The organism is Spirosoma fluviale, from assembly GCF_900230225.1.
Classification (GTDB): domain Bacteria; phylum Bacteroidota; class Bacteroidia; order Cytophagales; family Spirosomataceae; genus Spirosoma; species Spirosoma fluviale.
The window spans coordinates 1,194,926-1,208,183 of sequence record NZ_OCNH01000002.1 but is presented as its reverse complement, the minus strand read 5'-3'; the positions used below and the strand labels follow the sequence as shown (position 1 = coordinate 1,208,183).

Genomic DNA, 13,258 nt, shown 5'->3' with positions numbered 1-13,258 from the left:
ACCTGCTCAATAAACAGGTAAGCCTGGAAAGACATAATCCAATAGATAGACCTTATTTATGAAATCGATAAAACACTGGATTCTAACGGGTGCGCTGCTGGCAGTCAACTTTTCCTGCCAGAATGCCCTGGATGTTACGCCCAAAGCCGTGATCAGCGGGGATGATCTGAATAGCCCTGAAAATATTAATAAAATGTGCGTAGCGGCTTATTCGGCGCTGGGTAATGATCACTATACGGCTCCCTTTACGCTCTGGCCCTATGGCAATGTGCGTTCGGGCGATGCTTACAAAGGCGGTGGTGGAACGGCCGATCTTGTCGAATTCCATTTTTTTGAAACGTTTGCCTATATCCGGCCTGATTTAGGTCCGGCCGATGAACTCTGGTTTCGTTACTACGTCTCCATTTCACGGGCCAACGACGCCTTACGCCGGTTGAACGCCGTTAGCGAAACGGCCCTACCCAATAAGAAAGTCCGGCAGGCTGAAATGCGTTTTCTGCGCGGCCATGCGTATTTCGAATTAAAGATCCTGTTCAATTTAATCCCCTACATTGATGAGACCGTTGCTGACGACCAGTATGCGGGCGTTTCGAATGTTGCGTTGACCAGCGATCAGTTATGGGATAAAATTGTCGCTGATTTCAGGGCTGGCGCGCAGGATCTGCCCGTTACGCAGCCGGAAATAGGCCGGGCCAATCAGTTATCGGCGAAGGCGTATCTGGCCAAAGCGTTGCTGTATCAGGCGTATAAGCAGGATGTCAGCTACAACGTGACGGGCATTGATCAGACCAAATTGCAGGAGGTCGTTAAAGTAACCGACGATATCATCAACTCGGGTAAGTACGCACTGTATGATGATTTCGCCAAAAACTTCCTGCCCGAATACGACAATGGAGCTGAATCGGTCTTTGCCATTCAACGCTCGCTCGACGATGGAACGCCCAAAGGTCGACTTGACTGGAGCAGTGCGCTCAATTATCCGATGAACCAGGAGTTTGGCTGTTGTGGTTTCCATCTGCCCAGTCAGAATCTGATCAATGCGTTTAAAACGGACAAAAATGGCTTGCCTTTGTTTGATACCTACAATGCAAATGATCTTAAAACAGTTGCTGATTTTAATGCTAGCCCCGTCGACCCACGCGTCGATCATACGGTAGCTATTCCGGGGCATCCCTACAAATACAAACCAAACTTTATCTTCAAGGCGGAGTGGGCGCGGGCACCGGAAATTTATGGGGCTACGGCTTCGCTGAAAGAAGTCGTGGCACCCGATAGCCCGGCTTTTCGAAAAGTACCCCCCTTTATGGGCAGCTCGAAAAATTCGGTGCTCATCCGCTATGCCGATATCCTGCTCTGGAAAGCCGAAGCGCTTATTGAACTGGGCCGTCAGGACGAAGCACTGCCCCTTATTAATCAACTCCGCGAACGGGCAGGCAAAAGCACGTCTCTGTTAAAAGATGCTTTGGGGAAAGCGACGTCGAACTATGCCATTGGCACCTACAAGCCAGGTATCAACATCGTGTGGAATCAGGCTACGGCTCGTCAGGCACTGCGCTGGGAACGCAGACTGGAATTGGCTATGGAAGGTAATCGCTTCTTCGACCTGGTCCGCTGGGGTGTTGCTGCTGAGTATTTGACTACTTATTTCTCGGCCGAGAAAACCAAGCGCGAGTACTTAAAAGAAGCGAAGTTCACTAAGAATCGCGACGAGTATTTACCTATTCCACTGAACCAGATCAACTTCAGCAAAGGCCTTTATAAACAGAATCCTGGTTTTTAAGCAATCACATAGGTTGGTAGTTCGGCTTTATCGTGGGGAGCATTCATGGACTGACTCCCCACGGTAGCTTACCTGATCCTGGCATTGACTTAACGTTCTATCTTGTATGAAAAAAATACTTATTCTTCTGGCAGTTCTGGTTTCCATCGGAAAGACACTTGGCCAAACGACCCAACTGGAGCCGCACCGTCCTCAGTTTCATTTCTCCCCTAAAGTGGGCTGGATGAATGATCCCAATGGGATGGTCTATCTGAAGGGAACCTATCATTTATTTTTCCAGCATTTTCCAACTGGTACAAAGTGGGGACCCATGCACTGGGGACATGCTACCAGCAAAGACCTGGTTCATTGGCAGGAACATCCCATTGCCCTGTACCCCGATAGTTTGGGCTGGATATTCTCGGGCAGTGCCGTCGTCGATGTCAAGAACACCAGCGGCTTTGGCAAAAATGGGCAGACCCCTATCGTGGCTATTTTCACCCACCATAACCAAGATCTGGAAAAGAAAAAATCCGACAAATTTCAATATCAGAGCCTGGCGTATAGTCTGGATGAAGGTAAAACCTGGACCAAGTACGCAGGGAATCCAGTATTACCCAATCCGGGTATCAGTGATTTTCGTGACCCTAAAGTACGCTGGTACGAACCCCAGCAAAAGTGGATCATGACCCTGGCGACAAAAGACCGTGTTACCTTTTATTCGTCACCAGATTTAAAAACCTGGTCAAAGGAAAGTGATTTCGGTAACAGTGTGGGGGCTCACGGGGGCGTTTGGGAGTGTCCGGATTTGTTTCCGCTGGAGTATAATGGCAAGAAGGCGTGGGTATTGCTGGTTAGCATCAATCCCGGTGGTCCAAACGGTGGTTCAGCTACCCAATATTTTGTGGGTGATTTTGACGGAAAAACGTTCAAGCCCTATTCAACCAAGACGAAGTGGATGGATTACGGAACGGATAATTATGCTGGCGTAACCTTTTCTAATACAGGCAATCGAGTTATCCTGATGGGTTGGATGAGCAACTGGCAATATGCGGAAGTAGTGCCTACTGATGCCTGGCGAAGTGCCAATACGATAGCTCGTGAATTGGGCCTGACAGAAATCAATCAGGAACTGTTCTTGACGTCTGAACCCGTTAAAGAATTGACTGCGCTAAAAGGACAAAGCCTTTCACTGAAAAATTTATCCATTCATACTGGTTACGATTTAACGGCGAAAGTCAATAACAAAACAGGCTTGTTCAAACTGGAGCTGGCCACGCAGGCGACGGCAGATTTTTCCATCACACTGGGCAACAAAAAAGGTGATGAATTGATAATCGGTTACGATAAACAAGCGAATGAGTACTACATAGACCGGAGCCATTCGGGTAAGGTCAATTTTGAAAAAGGCTTTGGTAAACGACATTCAGCCCCACGGATTTCCGTCAATCCTAACCTTACACTCACGCTCTTAGCCGACGTTGCTTCAGTTGAATTGTTTGCCGATAGTGGTCTTACCGTTATGACGGACATCTTTTTCCCGAATACAGAACTGACTAAGTTATACCTAAAGTCGGCTACCGGGATTTTGATAACAGATCTAACCTATACGTCACTGGACGGTTCTGGCAAAAAGGGGCTTTAAGTGTGATTATCAGCACATGATTGAGCTCGTTAGCCTAACGATAGAAAACCCTGTTGAGGGCTAAATCCCGTACCTGGTTTTTCAAATACCTATTTAGGAGACAGTTTTGGGGCACCTGCTTCTGCAGCCTTTTCGAATACGCTAGAGAAGGTTGCAGAAGCAGGTGCCCCTTTGTAAAGAGCCAGTAATAGTTGATGGCAACAGAGATTTTTCCGTGTACGTACTCTACGGACAGTCGTTGACAGTTAGTAAAACAAGCCAGGCAATTAAATGCTAAATGCTCTTAAAAGCCTATACGTCTCGTTTAGGAGCGTTATAGTGAGACGCCTTGAGAACAAAAAAAGCAGATCGTGGAATGCATCTCAATCATGGACTAGCCTACTTGTTAGCTAAATGAACTAAAAATGGACCTACAAGCCTAATCCTCATCATTCGCTTCACATAAAAACACCACCTGCTGCACAACTCTGCTTCCCATATCGACCTGTTAGTTAATTACTTTCATAGTCCCCTGCATCACATAAAAATGTCCGGGTACCGAGCATTCGTAGGTGTAATCGCCGGGTTTTTCGGGAGCTATAAAGTAGATTGCTTCATTGGTGTTCGGTTGAAGTAAATTCGTATGATGTAGCACCTTTTCCGTTGCTGGAATATAGTTTTTCTCCTGTCCTTCGAGTCCTAGCTTCATCGCCAGTTCACCCACCTGAACCGCAGCACCAGGCTGCACCAAAACGAAGTTGTGCAACATATCATCTTCGTTGTTAAAGTCTATTCGTACTTTACTGCCTGCTTTTACCTGAAACTGCTCTGGTGAGAATTTTAAGCCGGGTTTTGTTCCAATCGTAATGGTGTAATCAGGTTTACCCCAACCCGATGGCAGTTGGGTGACCCGTTTAGCGGCATGACTGATTAGCTCCTTCGCCGTACCTGCTTTTGTAACGATACCCTTTGCTTTAGAAGCCGTCGATTTTGCCGACACCAGCGGGTTTGATGAAGTTGATGCCATGGCCATGCCGGCATGGTCAGGCTTGGGAGCAGTAGCCGCAATAGCCAGTTTTTCACCATCGGGAATGTTATTAAGGGTGTAGTAGCCCACATTGTGCAGCAAAGCCCGACCCGTTTCCGAACGAACGCCATTCGCCGTAATCTCATGGATATACCCTAACCGCAAATCATCAACCACTAACCTCGCTTTCAGGCCATCTTTCGATACGACAACACCCCGAATGAGGCAACCCGCTCGATTGATCACTGGACTACCATACGTTGCATGGTATCTATACGTGAACCCGGTCACTTTATAGGAGGCTGGATCAGTGGCGAGTTCGGGATTGACTGGCGTGGTAAACTCAATCTCGAAACCATCTGGCATGGCGTGGATTGTCTTCATCTCGAACGGCATTCGACCTGTCCATACTACCCGCTGTAAACTAAACAGTTCTTTGCCTGTTGACGACCAGCCCCGGCTGGTCATGCCTACATACATCGAGGCATCGTGTCCCCACACCATTCGTAACACCCCCGACGAGAAGCCTTCCCGGAATGGGAAAACGACACCCTGGTAGACGCCTTTCACCTTTTCAAAATCGACGCGCGAAACAATACTCTGACCCTGATCGCCGACAAATACCTGGTTAGCAAATGGTCCAAATTTGCCGCTCGTATTGTTGCTCAGGAATCCCGACGTTGATATACCCAGAATCCCGTGGGGCAACCAGACGGCGGGTGCTTTCAGCGCCGGAACCCGTTTGGCCACCTCATAAAGTGGCTCTCCCGTGTTAGGGATTTCTTGCGGTTTTAGGGACAGCGGAGAGCCAGGCAAGGAAGTCCACCGAAGGCTCTCGGCGTTCCCCAGAAAGTCGCCCTTTTCCACCTGGGAGATACGCCCTGAACCTACCCAATCGCCCTGGTTTTCGGTATAAAAAAAATCACCGGCTGCATTCATTCCATAGCCCGCCGGTGATCGCATCCCAGCGGCAAAGGGTGTCATTTTACCATCAGCGGTGAGCTCCAGGGTCCAACCCCGCCAGGGTGCCAGACTAACACCATGTCCCATACTATTGCTCCAGCCTACGTTTAGCGTAACCAGCATATTCCCATTGGGCAAAAACGTAGGCCCATACGAATACTCATGGTAGTTGCCCGATAAAGGCCAGGAATAGACTTTATCGTACGAATCGGCTTTGCCATCGCCGTTCACATCTCGCAGACGAGTCACTTCGCTGCGCTGAGTTACATAAATATCACCGTCTTTGTAAGCGAGTCCCAACGGCTCATGCAGGCCCGAGGCAAATCGCTTGTAAGTAGGACGCACAGAGCCACTCATGGACGGATTTGTTACAATCCAGACTTCTCCCCGCCGGGTACAGACAGCTAAACTACCATCCGGCAGTGTCGCCATACCGCCTACTTCCAGAATAATATCTTCGGGTACGGGCAGAGAAATTAGTTGATAGAAATCGTCTTCTTTCTCGGGATCTGGTTCGGCTTTAACCGGGTTCTTGGGTCTAGGAGCAGGTTGTTTGCTGTTTAAACTAACGGTCTGGTCACTTTGGGATTGAATTTGGGCCGTAGCTGACTGAGAACCAATCCATGAAAGGCTTAATGCCATGAGGACGGCTGTAGCCAGGTGGCTTATCGTAGAAGGAAGTAGGTTCATGAGCTTGGGGTAGGTAAGCTTAACAGATCGTTGAATCGTGGTTCTTACCAGATAATCGAATACGTGACAGCGCTGGCTCCACTGGTTGACTTTATAGGTAGCAGTAATTCTTTTGTGTTCGTCGCCGTCGTGCGAATGATTGGTTTCCCGTTTTTGGGCAGTTCAATGAAATACTGCTTGTCATTGATGGCGTAGAGCCCGTTAGGGAGTTGGCTGATAGCATGACCTTCCGCAACCCGGCACCAAATGTCCTGCGGAGCGGATGTAACGGTAAAGGAGTGCAGCAGTTTTCGACCCTCATCGGTCGATGCGAATGACTCCCGCACCTGGGCTGTACCGAGTGCATATTTAAAAACAGGTCGACCAGCCGCATCCACATCATAGCCCAGATTATCATACGTAGCATTGGAATCAGGCCAAACCGTATTCTGATCGGTTAGGAAAGCCAGCGATGGTTTCCCTGATAACTCAACAAGACTACCCAGCGGAACCGAAAGCTGGGATTCACCCCGTCCCCGCCACATAGGTGTTGTTTCCAGGAAATCACCTCGCCAGATTTGCAGAAACTCCCCTTTTTGAAGGTCAACCGTATAGTTGATATGATCCGGCTCCCCGACCGATATCGTGTGCGTATGTTTGCGACCGTGATGATTTATAAAACCCCGTTGCATGACCGGTTCCTCTTTTGCCAGCACTGTGATCTGGCTAACGGGGGCATCGGCTTCAACGACGGAGGTGAGTGTCGTATACTGAACACCCGGCCCTTCGACCGCTAAAAGAATATCATTACTGGGCATTGATCGCTTGCCAAAGCTTTTAAAATAGGTGATCTCAACGGGATAATCCCCGGTCTGTAAAGTCAACTTTGATGAAGCAACTCCATCCGTTTTGTTGGAGACTTCGATGATTTTCTTCCCATCAATTTTCAGCTCACCCGCCCCATTGGGAATCGCCGTGTTCACGTTTGGCAGAATCCAGCGTAGGTTCAGATTAAACAGGTATTCGCCCGGGCTCGGAATATGCAGCGTTCCCGATATTTTACCCGCAAAATTATCTTTGCTACCCGGCGTTTGGTGGGCCAGTCCATCAATGGCTTGTTCCAGTTTGGGCGTACGCGAATGGATTTCATCGAGGGACTTGACCGTTCCGTCATACGCGCTTAGCCGGAGCTTGCTCAGCGTAACCGATTCCAGGCTGTAGGCTTTATAGCGAATAGTGCGAATGGCAACCGGGCCATGATCGCCCTGGATCATCAATGGGCCGGTTGGTTTTTCATCCTGAAAGGCAGCCGATCGGGTGGGGCCGGTCACTTCAATCGTTTGTTGGACAGGTACACCGTTTAGTACGACGTTGACAAAGCGCGCGTTGGCTATTTTTTCGCCTTTCTGGTTAAAGCGAGGGGCCCGGAAACTAATCTTAAGATGCTGCCACAACCCAGGAGCCCGGCTAACGTTCTGAGCGGGTGGATGGCCTTCGTAGCCTTTACGCCCCTCAGGTCGGCTGTCATCCCAGCGCTGGTAAATCGCTCCGCAGTCCGATGATTTCGGCTCTTTCACGCCCCAGCTATCGAATAGTTGCACTTCGTAACGGCCCTGAAGGTAAACCCCTGAATTGGAGCCCTTTTCCATCATAAAATCCAATTCCAGGTCAAGATCGCCGTGTTCCAGTTTGGTAAACAGATGCTCTTTACTTTTGCCGGAAGGATCATTTACCAATATACCGCCCCCCGATTTCGTCTGCCCACCACCTGTTTTATTGACATCATAAAAGACATCACTAACGAGTTTCCAGTTCGAACCGACCGGCCTAAACTCATTCAGATTCTGAAGCGGTAAGGCTGTATAGGCTAATTCACTTTGTTGGGCTACTCCCCTACTGACGGTGAATAAGATGAGCCAAAGATTATGCCAACCAGTAATGCGCATCGCTTTTATAAGTAGTTTATGAATGATAAAATTTGACCGTTTCCTGATTATCATCCATGAATCAAGCAGGACCTCCTGGTGTCGATTTCTTTAATAAATGAGCGTTCTGACAAGTACAGTGGCATATATACATCGACCAACCGACAGTGTCTAACTCATTTTTTTTCAGCAGCTTAAACAGGGTAGACGAAGTTGGCTGGCAAAAGCATGCTTCTCGCTGATAAATATATCGTCTTGGTACGTTAGCATGACCCCAGTGGAATAGGCCGCACTGGGGTCACAGATTAATTGACGTATCGTTTTATTTCGAGTCGATTAATAGCCAGGATTCTGACTGTAATTTTCATTTACGGCCATTTGTTGAGTAGGAATGGGAAACAATAGGTACTTCGGCTCGCTTACGTAATTCTTCTCGTAGAACGGTTGTAGGTACTTGCCAAAGCGAATCAAATCCTGTCGTCTATAGTTTTCCAGAAACAATTCCCGGCCCCGCTCATCCAACAAAACGTCCAGGTTGATTGAGGGCAGGGCACTAGCTCCCCGGGAAGGATGAGTACGAATTGCATTCACCAGTGAAAGCGCTGTATTGCCGTAACCACCTGCATTTGTTGCGGTTCCACCCCGCAGAATGGCCTCCGCTTTCATCAGCAGCACATCCGGCATTCGGAAATACACATAATCATTATCGATCAGGCGGCTACCATCGTTGGCATAATCGATCGGATATTTAAGCGGACGAATGCCCGGCTCTTCCAGGTTGGCTCCTGTTTCGATAATTTTTACCTCTTTGGTAAAGATTAACGCATTACCGGCGCGGTCTTTCAATGGGACATCAGTCGTCAGATTATACTGCTGGCCAAGTAGGTATCCCACGTTGATGCGATTGCCTGGATTGGGCAGCCCCCCCGCACTTTTATAGGCATCGCCCAGCCGCTTATCTGTTGCTTCATACTTATTATAGTAATCCGGGAGGGATACCCAGCCATTGTTACCCGTCGGATTTTGGTTCGGGTGCAGGTAGGTTACCCACCGGCTCCGCAGGTTGGCGCTGGGCGATACCCCACCCACATTCTCCTGCGTCCAGATGTTTTCCTTGCCAATCGTCGTATTGGCAGGCGCGAAATTGTCGTAATAATTGGCTGCAAACTGGTATTTATTGCTGTTAATAATCTCATCGGCCAAACTGATCACCTTGTTCATATCCTCGGCCGCAAACGTGGGAGCTGCCCGGTTGGCATAAACCCCTTTGTTAAGGTAGATTTTCATCAGGAAAACCCTGGCGGCATCTTTGTTGGCTAAACCGGCCGGACCATTCGGCAGATTCGCCTGCACTGCCGTTATTTCGCTGAGGATATAGTTCAGCGCATCCAGGCCTTTACGAACCTTAGCCGCCTGTACCACACTTTCGCCCGGCTCGCGGTAGGGCACCTGATCGTATAGATCCAGTAACCAATACATACACCAGGCCCTGATAAACCGAGCTTCGGCCGCCTGCTGCGGAGTCGGATTGAAGCGTAGCATATCCGTTGCGGCATAAATGCCTCCGCCCATTCCATTAAAGGTATTGATGACACGGATGTGGTTGGCATCCCATTTGTGCTGGTGCAGCTGGCGCCAGTTGCCGTTATCATCCCAGTCCGGGCCACGGGTCGGTCCCATCAAGGCATCGGTAGTCATTTCACTCAGGGCATGTACTTGCTGCGGGTCTTGGAAAGGAGTGCGTACCGAATTGTATACACCCGTTAACAAAGCCGCTGTGTTAGCCGACGTTGACGAGTTGATCTGATTGGCGGTCAAATCGCCCTGAAATTTTTCGACCAGGTCGGTACAGCTACCTAGTCCTAAGACAAGTCCGGATAGGCCGATTTGAAGGAATTTATGTTTAATAGACATGATCATAAGGATTTATAGCGAGAAATTGACCCCAAACGTAATGGTCCGAGCCGACGGATAAGCTGCATAATCGATGCCGACCGATGGAACGCTGTTCACCGCTTTATTGACATTGACTTCCGGATCGAAGCCGGTGTATTTCGTGATCACAAACAGATTTTGACCCGTCACATAAACATTCGCTCCCCGGATAACCCTGGCGATGTTACCCAGCGCATAGGAGAGCGTAGCGTTGTTCATTTTCAGATAATCGCCCCGTTCCAAAAAGCGGGAAGAGGGCGTCACCGGGTTGGCAATCGACTCTTTAACCGGTTGCTGGTATAAAGAAAGTCCGATGTTCCGTCCCCCGTTAATCAAGCCGACACTGATGACCGCATTGTTGGTGTTGTTGTAAATATCCATTCCGAACGCCCCGTTCATGTTAGCAATGAGGGACAACTTTTTATAACGGAGCGTCGTACTGAGGCCCAATAAGGCTTTGGGGTTTGGATTGCCTACGTAGAAAAAGGTGTTGCCTGCGTCTTCATAGTTGGCCAGTCCAGTCGATTCATTCATGCCCAGGTACCTACGGGTAAAGAAGGCATTAATGGGCAACCCATTTCGAATAACTTCCACCGTAACACCGCTGAGTCCTGGCCCATTCAGTGCACCCGTCAAGATCGGTGCGGTTAAGCCGGAAACGCTATTTTTAATGAAGGTCGCGTTGACCCCTAAATCCCAGCTAAAGTTCGATTTCTTGATAATGTTTCCGTCGATGGCTACTTCCAGACCCTTGTTCTCAATGCGGCCATCCAGATTGATCCATCGAATAACCGATCCAGGAGGAGCAGGCTGAATCGGGGGGCTTGGAAACAACAGGTCTGTGGTGGTTTTATTGAAATAATCGACGGTGGCCGTAATTCGGTTACCCAGTACTGCCAGGTCAAAACCGAAATTATACTGTTTGTCGGATTGCCACTTTAAATCCGGATTGGGATTATTGGTCTGTCCCAGCCCGCCATTATCGGTGAACGAATAACGAGCCTGTGAGGAGCCCGACGGAAATTCCTGGTTGCCCGTCTTGCCCCAACCTCCCCGTAATTTCAGAGACGTAATGGCATTCAGCTGAAAAAATTTCTCGTTACTAATGTTCCAGGACGCAGAAAAAGAGGGGAAGTAGCCGTATTTGTTATTTGCCCCAAATTTGCTAGACCCATCAGACCTTAGGGTAGCTGTTACCAGGTAGCGATCTTTATAATTGACAATGGCTCGACCAAAATACGACTGAAGATCGGCGCTTGGATCAACAAACGAGGAAAGCACGCGGCCTGTGGTGTTGGAATACTGGATATAATCCGTGTAGTCCAAACCATAATTACCAAAGCCGGAAGCGGGTCCCAGCGCGCTCATTGCAGCGCCTTTATTGGCAAAGCTCATGTACTCAAACCCAACTAAGGCATTCAGGTTCAGGTCTGGTGCAATGTCTTTATTAAAATTTAATGTGTGGGTAAACTGCTGGGTGCTCAGCTCATTATTGCTGATACTGGCCCAGCCTTTTCCCAGCGTTGCCGAGTTGTTAATGTCCTGATTAATGGACGCCCGACGTCCGCCTGCACTGTAATTGACACTGTAGAGCATCCGGTACTCCAGCCAATCCGTGAACTTGTAATAGGGGGAAATGCTGGCCAGGATGGTTGTCACTTTCGATACGTCACTGTATAGTTCCGACATGGCTAGCGGATTAATGACGGCCCCGGCTTTGATGTTCAGACTACCGTTGGCTTTCCTGAGTGAGTCGGTCGGATTCCACTGCAAGGCTTGCCCAATCAGGCTCCCATTGGAACCCGCATCGTTGGTAATAGGGGCAATATTTTCGATGTACTGGCTGGAATTAACCGTTATATCCAGGCCCAGTCGTTTGCTCTCTAAAAATTTGAGATTACCCGAAAAATTTGCCGTATATTTTTTAAAACCTGTTCTATTGATAATGCCCTCCTGGTTTAGATAGCCAGCCGAAATGCGGTATTTTCCCGTTTCATTCCCTCCGCTAATAGCCAGGGTGTAATTCTGCTGCACCCCCTTGCGTAGAATGGAACCAAAGCCATCCGCATTGCCACCCCGGTCATTGGCCGCACTCACGCCATAGTATTTGATGGCTTCCCGGTACTGCTCGGCATTCAATACGTTTATTTTTCGGAAAATAGACGCAACGCCCGTATTCATGCCGATGTCAATTTTCGCCTGTCCAGCCTGGCCACGTTTGGTATTGATAATAACAACCCCGTAGGCTGCCCGCGAACCATAAATAGCCGTGGCGGAGGCATCTTTTAAGACGTCGATACTCGCAATATCCGCCGGATTTAAAAAATTCAGTGGGTTTCCACCGGGTGTATTCCCTAGTCCGTTCGCATTAAGTCCCGGTCGGGCCGAGCGGTTATCGAGTGGTACTCCATCCACAACGTATAAAGGCTGACCTGTACCCGTTATCGCCGAATTACCCCGAATCTTTACGGTAGCCGCTCCGCCAGGCTGGCCACTATTATTTATGATCTGTACACCCGAAACTTTGCCCTGAATGAGTTGATCGGGGGAGGTAAAATTACCTTTGTTAAAATCTTTGGCCGTGACCGAGGTGATCGCACCCGTCAGATCTTTTTTTCGAACCGTTCCATAGCCCACCACAACGACTTCTTCCAGTGACTTTGCTTCAGGTTTCAGGGTGACATTGATTGCCGATTGATTAGCGAATGGCACTTCCTGGCTAATATAGCCCACAAAGCTAAAGGTTAAGGTTGCGGCTCCATCCGGAACGGATAATCGGTAGAGTCCATCTTTATCCGTCACCGTACCCCGCTGGGTTCCTTTCAAAACCACCGAGACCCCTGGCAATCCAACGCCCAACTCATCCAGAACCTGTCCATTTATCGCCCGGTCAACAGCGACGGCATAGGTCTTTTCTGCGGCTTCGGATAGGATGATCTCGGCAGACGAAGTTGGGGGCAGACTCTCGGGTACTGATTTTATACTGGCTGATAACTTTTTATCAGCACGTTGCCCCGTAATGAGATAAGCCCCATTTTTTACTTTGCGAAACTGAAGACCCGTGTTTTTTAACAGCACCTTCAGGTTGTCTTCCAGGTTAGCTTTCTGATCGATGAGGATTGCAGGAACCATTACGCCCCGTACCAACTGATCGCCATAAAGAATATCCACTCCGTAAAGTTGCTTCAGATCGTTTAGCGCATCGGTTAATAATCGGTTCATACTGTCGGTTGTTCGACCAGTAGAATGAACAGGCTGCGGGATTGAATAGGGCAAAGCAGTAGCTGATTGACCGGGTAAGGTCAGGCAAACTACCAGCCCCAGGAGGCCAGTAAAACTAGAAAGCATAAAGAGAT

General features: G+C 48.9%; 6 protein-coding genes. 2 read left to right on the top strand and 4 right to left on the bottom strand.

Features of this window, described 5'->3' with window-relative positions; genetic code table 11:
* Positions 1-58: 58 nt before the first annotated feature.
* Complete coding sequence (locus CRO74_RS15500) at positions 59-1,780, top strand: RagB/SusD family nutrient uptake outer membrane protein (protein ID WP_097126928.1); 1,722 nt, start codon at positions 59-61, stop codon at positions 1,778-1,780.
* 106 nt (positions 1,781-1,886) lie between these two features.
* Entirely contained in the window at positions 1,887-3,404 is a 1,518-nt protein-coding gene (locus CRO74_RS15495; protein WP_097126927.1) for a glycoside hydrolase family 32 protein, read from the top strand.
* A 487-nt stretch (positions 3,405-3,891) separates the two neighbouring features.
* Here the strand turns inward: CRO74_RS15495 and CRO74_RS15490 are convergent, their stop codons facing one another.
* From CRO74_RS15490 to CRO74_RS15475, 4 genes are all read right to left on the bottom strand, one after another.
* The gene (locus CRO74_RS15490) at positions 3,892-6,063 is read right to left on the bottom strand and encodes a plastocyanin/azurin family copper-binding protein (RefSeq protein ID WP_245877858.1); all 2,172 of its coding nucleotides are present in this window, start codon (positions 6,061-6,063) and stop codon (positions 3,892-3,894) included.
* 44 nt (positions 6,064-6,107) lie between these two features.
* Complete coding sequence (locus CRO74_RS15485; protein ID WP_179830208.1) at positions 6,108-7,988, bottom strand: 3-keto-alpha-glucoside-1,2-lyase-like domain-containing protein; 1,881 nt, start codon at positions 7,986-7,988, stop codon at positions 6,108-6,110.
* Between the two features lie 315 nt (positions 7,989-8,303).
* A complete protein-coding gene (locus tag CRO74_RS15480) occupies positions 8,304-9,881 on the bottom strand; it encodes a RagB/SusD family nutrient uptake outer membrane protein (RefSeq protein WP_097127124.1) in 1,578 nt (525 codons plus the stop codon).
* Between the two features lie 12 nt (positions 9,882-9,893).
* On the bottom strand, positions 9,894-13,250 hold the full coding sequence (locus tag CRO74_RS15475; protein ID WP_097126925.1) for a SusC/RagA family TonB-linked outer membrane protein: 3,357 nt from the start codon (positions 13,248-13,250) through the stop codon (positions 9,894-9,896).
* Between the last annotated feature and the right edge of the window lie 8 nt (positions 13,251-13,258).

Bases quoted from the DNA above. Each gene is read 5' to 3' on its own strand.
- CRO74_RS15475 (WP_097126925.1), bottom strand. From the start codon at position 13,250: ATGCTTTCTAGTTTTACTGGCCTCCTGGGGCTGGTAGTTTGCCTGACC.
- CRO74_RS15480 (WP_097127124.1), bottom strand. From the start codon at position 9,881: ATGTCTATTAAACATAAATTCCTTCAAATCGGCCTATCCGGACTTGTC.
- CRO74_RS15485 (WP_179830208.1), bottom strand. From the start codon at position 7,988: ATGCGCATTACTGGTTGGCATAATCTTTGGCTCATCTTATTCACCGTC.
- CRO74_RS15495 (WP_097126927.1), top strand. From the start codon at position 1,887: ATGAAAAAAATACTTATTCTTCTGGCAGTTCTGGTTTCCATCGGAAAG.
- CRO74_RS15490 (WP_245877858.1), bottom strand. From the start codon at position 6,063: ATGAACCTACTTCCTTCTACGATAAGCCACCTGGCTACAGCCGTCCTC.
- CRO74_RS15500 (WP_097126928.1), top strand. From the start codon at position 59: ATGAAATCGATAAAACACTGGATTCTAACGGGTGCGCTGCTGGCAGTC.